At 33.0% G+C, this 18,965-nt stretch carries 13 protein-coding genes and 1 pseudogene; 11 read left to right on the top strand and 3 right to left on the bottom strand.

The window, feature by feature from the left end:
- The first annotated feature begins 124 nt into the window (after positions 1-124).
- From MHB47_RS09450 to MHB47_RS09415, 8 genes are all read left to right on the top strand, one after another.
- Positions 125-700 carry a TVP38/TMEM64 family protein gene (locus MHB47_RS09450; protein ID WP_002508126.1) on the top strand — a complete coding sequence of 192 codons (576 nt, stop codon included), beginning with the start codon at positions 125-127 and terminating at the stop codon, positions 698-700.
- A 4-nt stretch (positions 701-704) separates the two neighbouring features.
- Positions 705-1,223 (top strand): signal peptidase I, encoded by a 519-nt coding sequence (lepB, locus tag MHB47_RS09445; RefSeq protein ID WP_340756351.1) that lies wholly within the window; start codon positions 705-707, stop codon positions 1,221-1,223.
- A gap of 18 nt (positions 1,224-1,241) precedes the next feature.
- Positions 1,242-1,817 carry a signal peptidase I gene (gene lepB / locus MHB47_RS09440; protein ID WP_065337630.1) on the top strand — a complete coding sequence of 192 codons (576 nt, stop codon included), beginning with the start codon at positions 1,242-1,244 and terminating at the stop codon, positions 1,815-1,817.
- A 293-nt stretch (positions 1,818-2,110) separates the two neighbouring features.
- Positions 2,111-5,578 carry a helicase-exonuclease AddAB subunit AddB gene (addB, locus tag MHB47_RS09435; RefSeq protein WP_340756348.1) on the top strand — a complete coding sequence of 1,156 codons (3,468 nt, stop codon included), beginning with the start codon at positions 2,111-2,113 and terminating at the stop codon, positions 5,576-5,578.
- A complete protein-coding gene (gene addA, locus MHB47_RS09430) occupies positions 5,572-9,231 on the top strand; it encodes a helicase-exonuclease AddAB subunit AddA (RefSeq protein WP_340757308.1) in 3,660 nt (1,219 codons plus the stop codon). The genes addB and addA overlap by 7 nt, the downstream gene beginning before the upstream one ends.
- A gap of 24 nt (positions 9,232-9,255) precedes the next feature.
- On the top strand, positions 9,256-10,395 hold the full coding sequence (locus MHB47_RS09425) for a DUF418 domain-containing protein (RefSeq protein ID WP_340756346.1): 1,140 nt from the start codon (positions 9,256-9,258) through the stop codon (positions 10,393-10,395).
- Between the two features lie 113 nt (positions 10,396-10,508).
- Positions 10,509-11,414, top strand: a complete 906-nt coding sequence (locus tag MHB47_RS09420) for a fumarylacetoacetate hydrolase family protein (protein WP_002508120.1) — start codon at positions 10,509-10,511, stop codon at positions 11,412-11,414.
- Between the two features lie 242 nt (positions 11,415-11,656).
- Positions 11,657-12,046: a YisL family protein gene (locus MHB47_RS09415; protein ID WP_002508119.1), complete on the top strand. Its 390-nt coding sequence runs from the start codon at positions 11,657-11,659 to the stop codon at positions 12,044-12,046.
- Positions 12,047-12,127: 81 nt separating this feature from the next.
- Here the strand turns inward: MHB47_RS09415 and MHB47_RS09410 are convergent, their stop codons facing one another.
- Together MHB47_RS09410 and MHB47_RS09405 are read right to left on the bottom strand one after the other, a co-directional pair.
- Entirely contained in the window at positions 12,128-13,450 is a 1,323-nt protein-coding gene (locus MHB47_RS09410; protein ID WP_340756344.1) for a CoA-disulfide reductase, read from the bottom strand.
- A 32-nt stretch (positions 13,451-13,482) separates the two neighbouring features.
- The gene (locus tag MHB47_RS09405) at positions 13,483-14,325 is read right to left on the bottom strand and encodes a Cof-type HAD-IIB family hydrolase (protein WP_002508117.1); all 843 of its coding nucleotides are present in this window, start codon (positions 14,323-14,325) and stop codon (positions 13,483-13,485) included.
- Positions 14,326-14,438: 113 nt separating this feature from the next.
- On the opposite strand from MHB47_RS09405, the gene MHB47_RS09400 reads away from it, so the two are divergent.
- Positions 14,439-14,747: a metal-sulfur cluster assembly factor gene (locus MHB47_RS09400; RefSeq protein WP_002508116.1), complete on the top strand. Its 309-nt coding sequence runs from the start codon at positions 14,439-14,441 to the stop codon at positions 14,745-14,747.
- An 86-nt stretch (positions 14,748-14,833) separates the two neighbouring features.
- Positions 14,834-15,118 (top strand): annotated as a pseudogene (locus MHB47_RS09395) (acyltransferase family protein); the annotation flags it as partial.
- 223 nt (positions 15,119-15,341) lie between these two features.
- On the opposite strand, the gene MHB47_RS09390 reads toward MHB47_RS09395, so the two are convergent.
- On the bottom strand, positions 15,342-15,761 hold the full coding sequence (locus tag MHB47_RS09390; RefSeq protein ID WP_340756342.1) for a nuclear transport factor 2 family protein: 420 nt from the start codon (positions 15,759-15,761) through the stop codon (positions 15,342-15,344).
- 289 nt (positions 15,762-16,050) lie between these two features.
- Here MHB47_RS09390 and clpB point away from each other — a divergent pair, with 289 nt between their 5' ends.
- Positions 16,051-18,660 (top strand): ATP-dependent chaperone ClpB, encoded by a 2,610-nt coding sequence (gene clpB, locus MHB47_RS09385; protein ID WP_340756340.1) that lies wholly within the window; start codon positions 16,051-16,053, stop codon positions 18,658-18,660.
- Positions 18,661-18,965: the final 305 nt, after the last annotated feature.

The raw sequence follows: 18,965 nt of genomic DNA, 5'->3' as shown, positions 1-18,965 counted from the left end.
GTCTCTGACATGATGCTTTCTTCATTCTCGAGACTGATTTATATTAAATCTAGTACTTTATAGTTTTAAAAACATGATATTACACTTATAATTATAATCAATAGAAATGATGGAGATGGGTTAGATGACAGAAGAACAAGTACAATATTGGTTTGATTTATTCGGAAACCTAGGATATATTGTAGGTTTTTTATTGCCATTTATTGAAGCTTTTATTCCTATTTTGCCAATCATTGTATTTGTCATTGTTAACGTTAATGCATATGGTTTTATAATCGGAACTTTATTGGCTTGGATGGGTACAGTGGCTGGTAGTTATATAGTGTTCCTATTTTTTAGAAGGCTTACGCATACACGTTATATGAAGAAAATACAACAACGTACCTCTGTTCAGAGATTGATACATTTCATTGATAGAAAAGGCGTTCTTCCAATTTTTATTTTAATGTGTTTTCCATTTACACCAAGTGCGCTAGTCAATATTGTCGCAAGTTTATCGCATATTAAAGCACATGCCTATTTGACCGTTCTTATAGCTTCAAAATTCGTAATGATTGGGCTTGTAGGTTGGTTGGGGAATGATATTACAACTTTATTCACAAGCCCTACAAGATTGATAACTATCATCATCGTCATTTTAATAGTATGGTTTGTAGGACGAAAAATCGAGAAACATTTTATGCATTCTTCAGAGGAGTGACAGCGTGCGATTCATATTAAAACATTTGATTTCCATAATATTTGCGATTATTATTGTACTATTGATACAAGCGTTTGTAATTACAGGCGCCGTCATTAAAAATGATTGGATGGCTCCGAACCTTAAACAAGATGATCGAATTATTGTAAATAAGATTAAAACTACATTTAACATATTAGATAATAATGATATTATAATGTATCGTAAAGGCGATGAAATTCAATTCAGTAGAATTATTGGTAAACCTGGTCAATCTATTGCATATAAGAACGGGACGTTATACAGAGATGACAGGGCAGTGGATGAGCCTTATGCGAGTAATAGTATAAATGATTTATCACTTAGAAATATTCAGCAATCTGAAGGAGATATCATTCCACCGAATGCTTATTTTGTACTCAATGATAATCGTGAAAACAAACAAGATTCTAGAGCGACTGGATTTATACAGAAAGAAGACATTATTGGAAATGTGAGTTTAAGGTATTTCCCATTTGAAAAATTCACAGTGAACTTTAATTAAATAGACGAGGTGTAAAAATTGAAAAAAGAGATATTAGAATGGATTGTGTCGATTGTCGTTGCAGTGGCATTGGTATTACTAATTGTAAATTTTGTAGCAAAACCATATACAGTTAAAGGTGACTCCATGGATCCTACGCTAAAAGACGGCGAACGTGTCATGGTCAATTTATTTGGTTATAAATTTGGCGATATAAAAAACGGTAACGTCATTGTCTTTCATGCAAATAAAGAAAGCGATTATGTTAAACGTGTTATCGGGACTTCTGGCGATAATGTTGAATACAAAAAAGACAAATTGTTTGTTAATGGTAAAGAAGTAGAAGAACCATATTTAGATTCAAACAAAAAAAATAAACAATATGAATATATTACAGGCAGCTTTGAAACAAAAGATTTAAACCAAGTAGATGGGAAAAATAAAATTCCTGAAGACAAGCTACTTGTGCTCGGTGATAATCGTGAAGTAAGTAAAGATAGCCGCTCATTTGGTTTAATAGACGAAGATCAAGTGGTTGGTAAAGTAGCATTTAGTTTCTGGCCACTTAATGAAATGAAATTTGGATTTGATCCTGATACAGATCAAGATAAATAATAACTGAATTTAAGATATAGTTACCTAATATTATAAGAGAAGTGTTAATCTGTTAATTTAATGGATTAGCACTTTTTCTATACAAAAATCTATGAAATTAAATAAATTTCATTAATCAGCGTAGAGGGAATTTAAATCAGAGATCGTTACGGAATTTAAAAAACCATATGAAGGGGTACTTTTTATAAAGAACTGATTCAAATACTTAAAATAGTTGAATCGGTCAGATGAAAGATTCGTAAAGAAGAACCTTTTCTATGTTAAAATGTGAGTCAAAGGAGTGGAAGTTTACCATGGAATTAAATGCTTATATTGGAAGAGCAGGAACAGGGAAGTCACATGAAATCATTGAAGAAATTAAAAGTAAAATGAAACAAGATCCACTAGGCGATCCCATTGTATTAATTGCTCCAACGCAAAATACTTTTCAACTCGAACAAGCATTTGTAAACGATCCTGAACTAAGTGGTAGTCTTAGAACAGAAGTGCTACACTTTGAACGTTTGAGTTACCGTGTGTTTCAAGAAGTCGGTGGCTTGATGGAACAACAGTTATCAAAAGCAGGTACAGAGATGATGATTTATGATATCATCCAACAACATCAAACAGAGTTGAAGCTCTATCGCTCTCAGGTTAAATACTATGGTTTTAGTGAAAAACTTTATGAACAAATACAAGATTTTAAAAAATATGCAGTTTCTCCAGAACAATTAGAGGAATATATAGCTGCAAATCACTTACAAACACGCACGAAACATAAATTGCAAGACATCGCGCTTATTTATAAGCATTTAGAAGATAGAATAAATGGTGAATATGTGTCAACTGAGGATTCTCTTCAACGTTTTATAACGATGATGGATCAATCTGAGTGGTTGAAGCGAGCCGAAATATATATCGATGGTTTTCATAACTTTTCGACGTTAGAATATCAAATTATTCGTAGCTTAGTAAGTTATGCGAAAAAGGTTACCGTAGTATTAACTACAGACGGGGACAAAGATACGTTTAGTTTATTTAGAAAACCATCTGAATCTTTAACGCATATTGAAGACATCGCGAATGATTTGAATATTAAGGTCAACACTAAACGTTTTAATGAAACAAATCGGTTTAATAATAGTGATTTAAAACATTTAGAGCATAACTTTAACGCATTACAATTTGAGCCAATCTCGGCACAAGGCAATATTGAAATTTTAGAGGCATCTGTAATGCGCGAAGAAATTAATGAAGTAGCTCGTCGTATTTTGAGAGAAAATCGCGAACAAGGAAGACGTTTTCAAGATATCGCAATTTTGTATAGAGATGAATCTTATGCATATTTGATGGAATCGATATTACCGCAATACGATATTCCATACAATATAGATATTAAAGAATCTATGACGCATCACCCAGTAATGGAAATGATGCGCTCACTCATTGAAGTCATACAAACAAATTGGAATTTTGATCCACTTATGCGTCTGTTTAAGACAAATATACTTTCTAAAAAGTTTAAAGATAGTCATTATCTTATTGATATTTTAGAAAACTTTGTACTGGAACGTGGAATTTATGGCAAACGCTGGATTGATGAAAAATATTTCCATGTTGAACAATTTAGAAAAATGGGATTAAAGCGCCAGCCATTAACTGATGAAGAACGTGAAACGTTTGAACGTGTAATTCAAATGAAAACAGATGTGATTGATAAAGTGATGATGTTTGAATCGAAAATGAATAATGCTACAACTGCAATTGAATTTGCGACAGCCTTTTATGAAGCTATAGAAACATTCGATTTACCTAGTCAATTGATGACAGATCGAGACACATTAGACGTTGAGGGCGAACATAAAAAAGCAGAAGAAATTGACCAGATATGGAATGGTTTTATTCAAACATTGGATGATTTAGTTACTGTTTTTGGCGAACAGACTATGACTCAAACACGTTTTTTAGAATTGTTTGATATTGGCTTAGAGCAATTAGAATTTGTGATGATACCGCAAACGATTGATCAAGTGAGTATAGGGACGATGGATTTAGCTAAAGTTGATAACAAAGCACATGTATACCTTGTCGGTGTAAATGATGGGGTCATGCCACAAACCGTTGCATCATCGAGTTTGATTACAGACGACGAAAAGAAATACTTCCAAGAACAGTCAACGATAGAATTGAGCCCTACAGCAGATATATTACAAATGGATGAAGCGTTTGTGTGCTACATTGCTATGACAAGAAGCCGTATAGCTGTTACATTTTCTTATTCTTTGATGGGAAGAAGCGGAGATGAAAAAGAACCGAGCCCATTTTTAAATCAAATTCAACAGTTATATACAAATCTAGATATTCAAAATATTCATCATCAACATCAAGCTAACCCATTATTACTAATGGAACACCCACATCAAACTAAAATTGCATTATTTGAATCGTTAAAAGCATGGTTAGATGATGAGATTGTGGCTGATACATGGTTAGACACATATCAAGTGATGAGAGACGATAACAATTTAAATGATGGTTTGAGTTACTTATTATCGGCATTAACGTATGATAATGAAACGGTCCAATTAAGTGAATCATTGTCTTCAGATTTATATGGGAAGACGATTAATGCAAGTGTATCCAGATTTGAAGGATATCAAGCTTGTCCATTTAAACATTTTGCCTCACATGGTTTACGACTTAACGAACGTACAAAATACAAACTTGAAAATTTTGATTTAGGTGATATTTTCCACCAAGTGTTGAAATTCATTTCAGAAAAAGTGAACGGTGACTTTAAAAACTTAAATACGAAACAAATTCATAAATTAACATTAGAAGCTTTATCTGAAATATTACCTGAAGTTCAATTTAACTTGTTGAATTCAACGGCTTACTATCGTTATTTATCACAACGAATCGGCGCTATTGTTGAGACCACTTTGACTGCGCTCAAATATCAAGGTAGTCACACAAAATTCACACCACAACGTTTCGAAGCAGGATTTAGAAGAAAACCGCGTGATAATAGTGAATTGTTAGCTGAGCCATTGAAGACAACGCAAGGCGTTCCAATCAATATTCGTGGACAAATTGATCGTATAGATACATATCAGCAAGGTGATCAAAGTTTTGTGAATATTATTGATTATAAGTCTTCAAAATATAGTGGGACACTAGATTTGACTAAAGTCTATTATGGTATGCAAATGCAAATGATGACGTATATGGATATTGTGTTACAAAATAAATCACGTCTTGGTTTAACAGAGATGACTAAACCAGGAGGACTTTTATATTTTCATGTTCATGAACCGCGTATTAAATTAGCGTGGAACCAATTAAATGAAGATAAAAGAGATACGGAGTTTATTAATTCGTTTAAATTAAGTGGGTTATTAAATAGTGATGAATCAGTATTAGATGCTTTTGATACAAGATTAGAGCCAAGTTATAATTCTGATATTGTACCACTTGGATTGAAAAAAGATGGAGGAATTAAAAGTAACAGTAAAGTTGCAGATGAAGAAACAATTTATAAATTAATAAAGCATAATAAAAAGAATTTTATTGAAACTGCCTCCAGTATTATGGATGGTCATACAGAAGTTGCACCAATGAAATATAATCAAACATTACCTTGTGAATTTTGTAATTATAAATCTGTATGTCATGTAGATGGTGCTATTGATAGCAAACGTTATCGTACTGTAGACGAGTCGATTAATCCGTTAGAAGCAGTGCAAAATGTGGAGTTAGAAAGCGAGGAAGATGAATTATGAGTCAAATTCCAGCAAAGCCAGCTGATACAAGATGGACTGATAACCAATGGAAAAGTATTTATGCCAAAGGACAAGATGTACTTGTAGCTGCGGCTGCAGGATCAGGCAAAACAGCTGTTTTAGTTGAGCGCATTATTCAGCGGATTATCAAAGATGAAATAGATGTTGACCGCTTACTTGTAGTGACTTTTACAAACGCAAGTGCACGTGAAATGAAACATCGTGTAGATCAACGTATTCAAGAAGCATCTATGGCATCACCTGATAATGCACATTTGAAAAATCAGAGGATTAAAATTCACCAAGCACAAATTTCTACACTCCATAGTTTTTGTTTGAAATTAATACAACACCATTACGATGTTTTAGATATTGATCCAAACTTTAGAACAAGTAGTGAAGCGGAAAATATTTTATTGCTTGAACAAACGATTGATGAAGTATTGGAAAGTCATTATGATGTGTTAGACCCAAGTTTCGTAGATTTGACTGAACAATTATCGTCTGATCGAAATGATGATCAATTACGGAATACGATTAAACAAATGTTTTATTTTAGTGTGGCGAATCCCAATCCTTTAACTTGGCTGCAAAATTTAGCAGACCCTTATTACAATGCTGAGCAACAAGATGATTTACTACAATTATTGAATGAAGTAGCAATGATTTTTATGAATTCAGCATTAGAAGCGTTGAATAAAAGTTATGATTTATTCATGATGCTAGAAGAAGTAGATAAACAAGTAGCTGTATTAGATAAGGAACGACACTTTTTAAATCAAGCGATGGAAGGCGGTCAATTGAATACGCAAGTCATTGCTGAACACCAATTTGAAGCGCGTTTCCCAGCTAAAAATAAGAAGATTAAAGAAGCGAATGAGATGATGCTTGATGCGTATGATGATGGTAAAAAACACTATGATCAATATAAAGCATTGGTTTCAAAAGTTCAGGAAGATTATTTTTCACGTGAAGCAGAAGAATTGAAGCTTGATATGCAGCGCTTAGCACCGAGAGTATCATATCTAACGCAAGTGACAGCAGATGTAATAAAGCAATTTAATTTGAAAAAAAGAAGTAGAAATCTCTTGGATTTTTCTGATTATGAACATTTTGCGTTACGCGTATTAATGAATGATGACGGTACACCTTCAGAAATTGCGGACATGTACCGCCAACAATTTGAAGAAATTCTTGTTGATGAATATCAAGATACGAATAGAGTTCAAGAGAAAATATTATCATGTATTAAACGAGGTAATGAGTCAGACGGCAACTTATTCATGGTAGGTGACGTGAAACAGTCTATCTATAAATTTAGACAGGCAGATCCAAGTTTATTTATAGGAAAATATAATCGTTTTTCATTAGATGGCTTAGAAAATGGTATGAGAATTGATTTGTCACAAAACTTTCGTTCAAGAGAAGAAGTGCTAACAACGACGAATTATTTATTCAAACATATGATGGATGAAGCAGTAGGCGAAATTGTATATGACGATGCTGCACAATTGTATTATGGTGCTCCTTATGATGATAAGCCTCACGATGTTCAGATGAATATGTTGATAGAAGATGCTGAGTCAGATTTAAAAGGCGCAGAGCAAGAAGCTGAATATATCGTACAACAAGTTGAAGAAATAATGGATAAACATGAAATATATGATATGAAATTAGAGCAATATCGTAAACCAAGCTATAAAGATATCGTCATACTTGAACGTTCATATGGTCAAGCACGTAAGATTCAACAGGCGTTTAAAGATCACAATATACCGTTCCATGTAAATAGTAAAGAAGGGTATTTTGAACAAGTAGAAATACGATTGATATTATCCTTTTTAAGAACAGTTGATAATCCGTTACAAGATATCTATTTAGTAGGGTTAATGCGTTCTGTGATTTATCAATTTACTGAAGATGAATTATCTAATATCCGCGTATTTAGTCCTAACGATGATTATTTTTATCAATCAATTAAAAATTATATGCTGAATGATGTTGCAAATAAAAAATTGGTGAAAAAATTAGATGCATTTCTAAAAGATATAGAGATGTATCAACATTATAGCCAAAGCCATCCGGTTTATCAGCTAATTGATAAGTTTTATAATGAGCATTATGTAATTCAATATTTCAGTGGTATTGTTGGAGGCAAAGGGCGTCGCGCTAATTTATATGGATTATTTAATAAAGCAGTAGAATTTGAGAATTCTAGTTTCCGTGGTTTATATCAATTTATTCGCTTTATAGATGAATTAATAGAACGTGGCAAAGATTTTGGAGAAGAAAACGTTATCGGTCCAAATGATGATGTGGTTAGAATGATGACGATTCATAGTAGTAAAGGGTTAGAATTTCCTTTTGTAATATATTCGGGGTTATCTCGTAAATTCAGAAGAGATGATTTACATAAACCAGTGATCTTAAATCAAACTTACGGTTTAGGAATGACTTATTACGATGTGGAAAGTAATTTATCTTATCCTTCGCTATCTTCCGTTACGTATAAAGCCATTGCAGAAAAAGAAATGGTCTCAGAAGAGATGAGACTCATATACGTTGCGCTCACACGTGCAAAAGAACAATTATTTTTAATAGGACGTGTTAAAGATGAGAAGGAATTAACTCAGTTTGAACAAGTTTCTGTGTCGGATACTCATTTGCCTGTAAGTTATCGACTAACTGCGCAAAGACCGATTGATATGATTTATCCAATATTGTCTAAATATCAGTCATCTGCTTTACCGAATGAATTGCGTTTTGAACGCTCAATTAGTGACATCGATGCAACGATGAAACCCTATGTTCAATTAAATATAGATTTTTATCAAGATATTGCATCAGAAGCGGTAGTTGAAGAAAGTGAACGACGCACGATAGAAGATATTGAGACGCTGAATACGAATGACGAAGCAATTCAATCACAAATTCATCAACAGCTGAGCTATACGTATCCTTATCAAGACGTTGTCGATAAACCTTCAAAGCAGTCTGTATCTGAATTAAAACGTCAACTAGACACGGAACAAGCAGATACAAATTATGATAGAGTAAGACAATATCGTATAGGAACATCTTCTTATGAAAGACCTGGCTTTTTAAGTCATAGCTCTAAAAGGAAAGCAAATGAAGTTGGTACATTGATGCATACAGTGATGCAACACCTACCATTTAAACGCGATGGTCTATCACATCATGAATTACATGAACATATTGATCAAATGATTGAAAAACACATCATACCGGAAGATGCGAAAGACGATATTCGCTATGAGGATATCTACACATTTATTAGTAGTGAACTATACGCAACCATCGCCTCCAGTGATGCAATATATCGTGAATTACCATTCGTTGTGAATCAATCCAATGTGGATCATTTAAAAACAGATGACGAAGATGCTTCAATCATTCAAGGTATGATTGATCTTATATTTTTAAAAGATAATCAATATTATTTTGTAGATTATAAGACAGACGCATTTAATAGACGCCGGAACATGTCAGATGAAGAAATTGGTGCTCAATTAAGAGCGCGTTATAAGATACAGATGGAATATTACCGCACCACATTAGAAACAATATTAAAAACCGAAGTTAAAGGATATTTATATTTCTTTAAATTTGGACAACTTTCAATTGATACTTAAATTTCCAAAAAGAGGTGCTATATTGTGTCACCGCAACGCAGATTATTTGAATTAGATGCATTACGTGGTTTTAGTTTGTTTGGCATCATATTAATGAATATTTTAGTTTTTAGTTTTCCTTATGAGGAAACTTATCTACCTGGAGTATTAAATGGTGCCAATGAAGGGCTATTCCGCATTGTTACACTTTTTGTTATCAGTTCATTTTATCCAATATTTACAATGTTATTTGGATATGGATTAAGCATTATGTATGAAAATAGTAAACGTAGAGGGATGTCATATTATCCTTTTATATATCGAAGATTAGTAGTTTTACTTATTTTTGGTGTACTACATGGCTATTTTTTATTTAATGGAGATATTTTATTTGGATATGGCTTTACCGGTATGATTGCAGTTTTATTTATCAAGTTGAAACCTAAGACTTTAATTAAATCAGCTGCTGGCTTATTTATAATGAAAATTGTCATATTAGTTATTCCAATTTCTTTAGCATACTGGAATAAAGGTCGCCATGAAGCAAGTAATTATACAGGTAAATCACTTGCGCAATTGGTTGATATCAAACAAAATGGTCATTACTTTGAATTCTTACAAGTTAATGGATTGGAAAGTAAGTATAGTGTTATAGATATTGTTACAAGAGCTGCATATCTTGATCTTTTACCTTACATACTTATAGGTATTGCCGCACAAAAATTAAGTTTGATAACTAAGATTCAAAACAACCCACGTAGTGCCATGACATGGGGGAGCACTTTATTTATTATCGGTTATTTTATTAAACTTCCATTTGCCTTAGATTATGCAAACAATACGTTTTCAGTCATAAGTTCAATGGTAGGTGGCCCGATTCTTGCAATGGGATACATCTTGATCTTTGTTCGCTTATGTCAATATGCCAAAGCTGCGAAGGTACTAGACATTTTTAAATATCCTGGAAAACTTAGTTTATCAGTTTATATATCACAAAGTATCATTTTCACATTCATTTATTATGATATTGGCTTAAGTTTATACAACAAGTTACCGCTTTATCAATCTTATATTATCGTAGTAGTTGTATATAGTTTGCAACTTTTAGCTTGTTATTATTATTTGAAATTCTTTAAGTATGGACCCATCGAGTGGTTATGGCGGAAAATTACTTACTTAAAATAAGACGCATTAGACACAAAACAATAGAATTTTGAAAATTCTAGTTATTTATTTGTTATTTAGTAGTAAATATAGTTATAATATGTAATAAGATATAGATGAGGAGCTGATATTGAATGAAATTCCTATCATTCAGACATGAAGGACAGACATCATATGGTGTGAAAGTAAAACGTGAAGAAGCTGCGTGGGACTTACAAAAAGTTTTTGCAGATTTTTCGGAGGGCGCGTTCCATCCTAAAACGTTATTAGACGGCCTTCAACAAAACCAAGTCGTAGATTTTCAAGAAGAAGTTCGTAAAGCAGTTGTTGCTGCAGAAGATAGTGGTAAAGGCGAAGATTATAAAGTACAATTTGCTGACATTGAATTTTTACCACCAGTAACACCAACTAATAATGTCATTGCCTTTGGACGTAATTATCAAGATCATGCTAACGAATTAAATCACGAAGTTCAACGCTTGTACGTATTTACTAAAGCCGCTTCTTCATTAACTGGAGATAATAGTACAATTCCTAATCATAAAGATATTACAGATCAATTAGATTATGAAGGTGAATTAGGTATTGTTATTGGGAAATCTGGTGAAAAAATACCAAAAGGCTTAGCATTAGATTACATTTATGGTTATACAATTATTAATGATGTTACAGACCGTAAAGCTCAAGATGCACAAGATCAAGCATTCTTATCTAAAAGTTTAACTGGCGGATGCCCCGTTGGACCTTACATCGTAACTAAAGATGAATTACCTACACCTGAAGACGTGAATATTGTTACAAAAGTAAACAATGATATTCGTCAAGACGGTAATACGAGTGCAATGATTCTTAAAATAGATGAATTAATTGAAGAAATTTCTAAATATGTTGCTTTACATCCAGGTGATATTATTGCAACTGGTACACCTGCTGGCGTAGGCGCAGGAATGAATCCTCCGCAATTTTTACAACCAGGTGATGAAGTTAAAGTGACAATTGATAACATTGGTACACTGACTAATTTTATCGCAGAAAAATAAACGATAGATATATTAACCGGGCTGACATATGTGAGGCCCGGTTTTAATATGCGAAAAATAGAATTAACATTGCAATAACGGGCATATTCAAATAAAATAAGTAGTGCAGAATTTCTTTTTTGAAAAATATACTTATTTTGAGTATGATTAAGAAAGGTACTTTTTATTTTACTAATTAAAAGGTGCAACATACTTCTGTTTTACATATTATTGAAGTACAAATTGTGTGGGGGTTATATATTATGTTACACATGCATATTGCAAGTTGGGTGTTATTAGTAATCTTGTTTTTTGCTGCTTATTTTAATTTTTCAGTAAAACAAGGCGCATCACCTTACTTTAAACCAATCCATATGCTCTTAAGAGTGTTTATGGTATTAGTTTTAATTTCAGGTTTTTGGACATGGATTCAAGCATTCTCATCTGGTAACGCTGGCGGGCATATGTTACTTACGTTGAAAATGATTGGTGGCGTAGCAGTAGTTGCACTTATGGAAGTGTCACTTGCAAAACGTAAAAAAGGTCAATCAAGTCATGGTTTATTGTGGACAACGATTATTGTTATTTTAATTACTATGCTTTTAGGTGTTATCTTGCCATGGGGACCAATTACGCAACTATTTGGTTTATAAAAATTTTAAAACATAAATCAAGTTTAATTAAAAAGGGATCTTCCAATTTTGGAAGGTCCCTTTTAGTTTGAATCACTAGTGCTATTTATTGCGTGCTTTGTAACCAATCATATTAATGATATCTTTAGGTCTACTATAGGGTGGGGCGTAAGCAACTTCAAATTCTGTTAATTCGTCTATAGTTAATTTATGCATCATTGCCATAGAGAGCACATCTATACGTTTGTCTGCACCTTTCTTTCCAACAGCAGCGGCACGTAAAATACGTCGGTTCGTTTTGTCAAAATGAATGCGTAAATGTAACTTTGTATTACCTGGATAATAACCCGCATGTTCTCCTTGTTTGGCTTCAACAGTTTCATAGTCGAAGTTCGAAAGTTCCTGTGGAGATACACCTACACTTGCAAAAGTATAATCGAAAAATTTTACAATATTTGAACCTAAGTAACCTTTAAATTGTATAGATGGGTCACCGGCTAATTGTTCTGCAATGATGCTTGCACCACGATGTGCGCCCCAAGCTAACGGGATATGTGCATTTAAATCTACATGGCGATAATGTGAAGTGATAATATCACCTAAAGCATAGATATTAGGAATGTTAGTTTGAAATTGATCATTCACTGGCACATAGCCCTTGTCATCTAGAATGACATTGGATGACTCAATAAATGCTGAATTTGGTTTGACTCCGATACCTTCTATTATAAGGTCATAATCTTCGACTTTACCCGACTTAAAGTGAACTTCATTACCAATAACTTTGGATACTTGTTCATTTAAACGATAGTCTATATGTCTTTTCTCAATTTCATCGATAATTGGTTGATTCATGTCTTCGTCCATTAATTTATTGAGATGTGTTGAACGATGAACTAACGTAGGTGCGATACCTCTTTCATATAAATTATCTATAATTTCTAAACCAATATAGCCAGCACCGATAACGAGCGCTTTTTTAACTTGGTTAGCTTCAATAAAGTCTTCAATTGCATCTGTATCTTCCATATTTCTTAAAGTGAATGTCATATCGCTATTTAAGTTTAACGTATTAGCACTACAGCCAGGGCTTAGAATTAATGTGTCATATCGTTCTTCAAAGGTTTTATCTTGGGTGTAATCGTAAACAGTTATGGTTTGTGAAGTATCATTGATTGAGGTTACTTCATGATAAGGTTTCACTACAATCTGTTTAGCATCGTAAAATGATTCTGGTGTTGCTTCTAGTATTTGATCTCTTGATGCTACGATGTTTCCTAAATAATAAGGCAAGGCGCAGTTTGCAAAACTCATATCACGATCTTTCTCGAAGACAATGATTTCACTTTCTTGATCTAATCTTCTTATTTGGCTGGCGACAGTTGCACCACCAGCAACAGCACCAACGACTATGATCTTATTCATAATAAATTGCCTCCTAGTGAGTAATTCTCATATTAAATATAAGATTTTACAGTTACTTCATATGGAATGTTTAATTGGAAGTAATCATTTAAATAACGACCAATACCATCATTATTATTTGAATGTGTGACTTCATTCGCAATATGTTTTAACTCATCCAAGCCATTTTCCATTGCGATACCATGTTTTGCGTATTTAATCATTTCTAAATCATTATCTTCATCACCGAATGCGATAATATGATTTCTATCAATATCTAAATGTGTTTTAACATAATCAATACCACGTGCTTTGCTGATACCTTGTTTTACGATTTCTATAACTGGGAAAGGTGAACCCCATCTACGGTGTTCAATATTTTCTGCATAGAATCGTGTAAGCATTTGTTTAACTCTAGGAATCATAAATTCTTCTGCTTCTACTAAAATTGAAGTCGGTGATTCATTTAAACATGTAAGTAAATCGCCTGTTTCAATTTTTGGCGTACCCATGGAAAAACCATCGAATAATTTTTGATCATAGCTATTAAGAAATACATAATCTTTCACTTCTGCAATAATATTAGTAACGCCAAAATCATTTAAAGATTGAATAATATTACGAGCTAAATCAAAATCTAGTCTTTCATGCATTGTTTCAAATTGATCATCTTTTGGATGATGTACAAATGCGCCGTTAAAGTTAACGACAGGTGTATTCATATTAAGTTCATGATAATAAATTTGGCTTGCTCTGTAAGGTCGACCAGTAGCAATCATTAATTTGTGACCTTGATTTTGTAAAGTTGTTAGTACTTCTTTAGTATATGGTGTGATCACTTTTTCATCGTTCAAAAGTGTTCCGTCTAAGTCTAGACAAATTAAATAAGGTTTCATGTAAATCTCCTTAATCTTTGATAATTGATGTATAAATATCATAGCATTTTATTGGCGTTTTGTAAGATATTTGATATATTGTTAATAAGATTAAATACGAAGAGGTGAAATTTATGGAGGAAGATTTAAAAGATAGCATATTAGGTGCTTTAGAAATGGTAATTGACCCTGAGTTAGGTATTGATATTGTGAACTTAGGCTTAATATATAATGTGAATGTTGATGATGAAGGCTTATGCACAGTAGATATGACACTGACTTCTATGGGTTGTCCAATGGGACCGCAGATTATGAATCAAGTGAAAGAAGTATTAGCTGAAGTTCCGGAAGTTAAGGATACAGAGATTAATATCGTTTGGAGTCCACCATGGGGCAAAGATAAGATGTCTCGTTACGCTAAGATTGCTTTAGGCGTAAGCTAAGCTTTATTATGTAGAATGAAAACTAGTCTAGTAAGTACATTTTCAAATGTACTTTTACTTAGACTAGTTTTTTTGTCTTCTAAATTACAAACGGTGATTTTTCTAAAGAACAATTAAATGAATTAATTAGTAAATTTGGTAGCGCTATAGTTTATTTAATAAACACACGAGTACCAAGAAATTATGAAAGTCACGTTAATGCACTGATGAATGATGTATCTAAAGAACATGATAACGCCACGTTCATCGATTGGTACAAACTTTCTGCAGGTCACTCTGAATATTTTGCACCAGATGGTATTCATTTAGAAAAGTCAGTTGTTGAGGCTATGACTGATGAAATATTAAAACATATACTTCTGAAAAAATGATAAATAAACAAGAAGTAATATGTGGAAGTTTATAATTAAAATTAATAAAAACGCCCTCAATTTTTGAGGACGTTCAGAATGTCGACAAAGTATTAGGCTTTGTCGACAATTTTATACATGTTTTCCAAGACTATAGCTTCAAACTGTAGTCTTTGTAAAGTGTTGTATTAACTAGTCAAACGTGGTCATAAAATACCGCTATGATGAATTGCACATTTTAATTTCAATATTTTTTATCTGTTTCATGAATAGGGTAATCATTCGCGCTCATATCACGTCTTGTCATGAATCCATTAGCATTAAATTCCCAATGTTCATTACCATGCGTACGCATCCACTGATTTGTACTTGCATCTCGCCATTCGTATTCAAATCTAACAGATATACGGTTGTCAGTATAGCACCACAATTCTTTCATTAATTTATAATCTAGTTCTTTATCCCATTTTCTATAAAGAAATGCTTTAATTTGCTCACGACCTTCGAAAAATTCACTACGGTTTCGCCAAACTGAATCTTCTGTATATGCTAAGCATACTTTTTCTGGATCTCTAGTATTCCATGTAGTTTCTGCCATTTTCACTTTTTGTAAGGCGCTCTGTGCATTGAAAGGTGGGACAGGCAATTTGATTTCTTCAGTCATTTTTGGACACTTCCTTTATTGTAAAGTTACAAGAAGTCTAGCAGAATATACTTTTTAATCAAGTTTTTACCACGCTATTTAAAAGCGTGAAAAACAGTGTTTAAGCGTAGTGAAAAATGGGCAAAAGACTGATAGACATTGACTTATAAATAGATGAAATAAATTTTAAAATGTAGACTAATTTGTTGATTATTTAAATGAAAAAGACTATAATTAAATTAAGGTCAAAGAAAGTCAAAGTCAAACTTGATTTATTTTGATCAAACTTTTAATGGTGAGGTGAATCATTTTGGATATTAATCAAATGACCTATGCAGTTCAAGGTGCTTTACAAAAAGCAGTTGAATTGGCAAAAGAAAATGAGAACCAAAATATAGAAATTGAAGCTGTGCTTAAAGCAGCACTTGAAGAAAATGAAAGCCTATTTAAAAGTGTTCTAGAAAGAGCAAATATTGATACAGAACAACTTGTTAATGCATATAATGAAAAATTAAAAAATTATCCATCGGTTCAAGGAGAAAACATTCAATATGGGCAATACATCAGCCCTAAAGCAAACGAACTTTTAAATAAAGCAGAATCTTATATGAATTCCTATGAAGATGAATATATTTCTATGGAACATCTTATACTTTCTGCCATGGAAATTGATGAAACAACAAAACAGTTTGTCGGTAACAAAAAAGAAGTCATCGAAGAAATTATTAAAAAAATAAGAGGAGGTAATCACGTGACGTCACAAAATCCAGAATCAAATTATGAAGCATTAGAAAAATATGGTCGCGATCTAGTTGAAGAAGTACGTAAAGGGAATATGGATCCAGTCATAGGTCGTGACGAAGAAATTAGAAATACAGTCAGAATTTTAAGTAGAAAAACAAAAAATAATCCAGTATTGATAGGTGAACCTGGCGTTGGTAAAACAGCAATTGTTGAAGGACTAGCTCAACGTATTGTGCGTAAAGACGTACCTGAATCTTTACTAGATAAAACAATTTTCGAATTAGATTTAAGTGCACTCGTAGCAGGTGCTAAATATCGTGGTGAATTTGAAGAACGTTTGAAAGCAGTATTAAAAGAAGTGAAAGATTCAGATGGTAGAATTTTATTATTTATTGATGAAATTCATATGCTTGTTGGTGCAGGTAAAACAGAAGGTGCTATGGACGCTGGGAATATGTTGAAACCTATGCTTGCACGTGGCGAATTACATTGTATTGGTGCAACAACATTGAATGAATACAGAGAATATATTGAAAAAGATTCGGCATTAGAACGTCGTTTCCAAAAAGTAAATGTATCTGAACCTGATGTAGAAGACACAATTTCAATTTTACGTGGACTAAAAGAACGTTACGAAGTGTATCATGGTGTCCGTATACAAGATAAAGCAATCGTAGCTGCTGCAGAATTATCAGATCGCTATATTACAGATCGTTTCTTACCTGATAAAGCGATTGATTTAGTGGATCAAGCGTGTGCAACGATTCGCACTGAGATGGGTTCCAATCCTACTGAACTAGATCAAGTCAATAGACGTGTAATGCAATTAGAAATTGAGGAAAGCGCCTTAAAAAATGAATCTGATAATTTAAGTAAACAGCGTTTACAAGAATTGCAACAAGAATTATCTAATGAAAAAGAAAAACAAAATGCAATACAATCTCGTGTTGAAGAAGAAAAAGGTAAAATAGCAAAACTACAAGAAAAACGTACAGAGTTAGATGAAAGTAGAAAAGCATTAGAAGATGCTGAAAATAATTATGATTTAGAAAAAGCAGCGGAATTACAACATGGTAAAATTCCAGAATTAGAAAAAGAATTACGTGAACTTGAAGATGCGTTCCAAAACGAACAAAATGGTGATAATGATCGCATCATTCGCGAAATTGTTACAGATGAAGAAATTGGCGATATTGTTAGTTCTTGGACAGGTATACCAGTATCTAAACTTGTTGAAACTGAAAGAGAAAAATTATTAAATCTATCTGATATTTTACATGAGCGTGTAGTAGGACAAGATAAAGCGGTAGATTTAGTTGCAGACGCTGTTGTAAGAGCACGTGCGGGTATTAAAGATCCAAATAGACCTATTGGTAGTTTCTTATTCTTAGGTCCAACAGGCGTAGGTAAAACAGAACTTGCTAAATCATTAGCATCAACGCTATTTGATTCTGAAAAACATATGATTCGTATTGATATGAGTGAATATATGGAAAAACACTCAGTTTCACGCTTAATCGGTGCACCTCCAGGCTATGTAGGCCATGATGAAGGTGGACAATTAACAGAGGCTGTTCGCCGTAATCCATATTCAGTGATATTGTTAGATGAAATTGAAAAGGCACATTCAGATGTATTTAATGTGCTTTTACAAATATTAGAAGAAGGTCGTTTAACGGATTCTAAAGGTCGAGAAGTTGATTTTAAAAATACAATTATTATTATGACAAGTAATATAGGTTCTCAAGTACTATTAGAAAATGTTAAGGATGCAGGTGTCATTACTGATGCAACTGAAAAAGCTGTAATGAATAGCTTGAATCAATATTTCAAACCTGAAATTATCAACCGTATGGATGATATTGTACTCTTTAAACCATTAACAATTGGCGATATGAGTTTAATTGTAGATAAAATATTAACGCAATTAAACATCAGACTTATGTCACAAAGACTCTCAATTGATGTGTCTGATAAAGCAAAAGCATGGCTAGGTGAAGAAGCTTATGAACCACAATTTGGTGCTCGACCATTGAAACGTTTTGTTCAAAGACAAATTGAAACACCACTGGCACGCAAAATGATTAAAGAAAACTTAACAGAAGGTACAAAAGTAAACATAGACTTAGTAGATGATGGTTTGATATTTGAAGAAATCAAACCAGACACGGAATAAGTAGAATTTCAATTAACTAGCTTCTGATAAGTAAAACACTTAAATAGAGCGTCACCTTAAAATAATAATACCAACCCAATAACAGGAATGGTATAGAACATAGATAAGAGCCTGGGACATAAATATCCCATTCTCAAATTAAAAGCAGCAATCTATTAGTTTTTAATAGATTGCTGCTTTTCTATGTTAAAATATTCCGATTTTGAAAGCGCATGCTTGCCTGGGGTATGGGAGTGGGACAAAAATCTAATTTTACTAATAAGATTTCGTCGTCCCACCCCGGCAAAGATGACTAGAAGTGAAAC

It is taken from the genome of Staphylococcus sp. FSL K6-3157, from assembly GCF_038005145.1.
GTDB lineage: Bacteria > Bacillota > Bacilli > Staphylococcales > Staphylococcaceae > Staphylococcus > Staphylococcus equorum.
Note: the sequence above shows the minus strand (reverse complement) of the source record. Positions and strands in the feature narration are given on the sequence as shown.

Excerpts from the sequence above, each read along its gene's own strand:
- MHB47_RS09450 (WP_002508126.1), top strand. The coding sequence starts at position 125 with ATGACAGAAGAACAAGTACAATATTGGTTTGATTTATTCGGAAACCTA.
- addB (WP_340756348.1), top strand. The coding sequence starts at position 2,111 with ATGGAATTAAATGCTTATATTGGAAGAGCAGGAACAGGGAAGTCACAT.
- MHB47_RS09420 (WP_002508120.1), top strand. The coding sequence starts at position 10,509 with ATGAAATTCCTATCATTCAGACATGAAGGACAGACATCATATGGTGTG.
- MHB47_RS09415 (WP_002508119.1), top strand. The coding sequence starts at position 11,657 with ATGTTACACATGCATATTGCAAGTTGGGTGTTATTAGTAATCTTGTTT.
- MHB47_RS09410 (WP_340756344.1), bottom strand. The coding sequence starts at position 13,450 with ATGAATAAGATCATAGTCGTTGGTGCTGTTGCTGGTGGTGCAACTGTC.
- MHB47_RS09405 (WP_002508117.1), bottom strand. The coding sequence starts at position 14,325 with ATGAAACCTTATTTAATTTGTCTAGACTTAGACGGAACACTTTTGAAC.
- MHB47_RS09400 (WP_002508116.1), top strand. The coding sequence starts at position 14,439 with ATGGAGGAAGATTTAAAAGATAGCATATTAGGTGCTTTAGAAATGGTA.
- MHB47_RS09390 (WP_340756342.1), bottom strand. The coding sequence starts at position 15,761 with ATGACTGAAGAAATCAAATTGCCTGTCCCACCTTTCAATGCACAGAGC.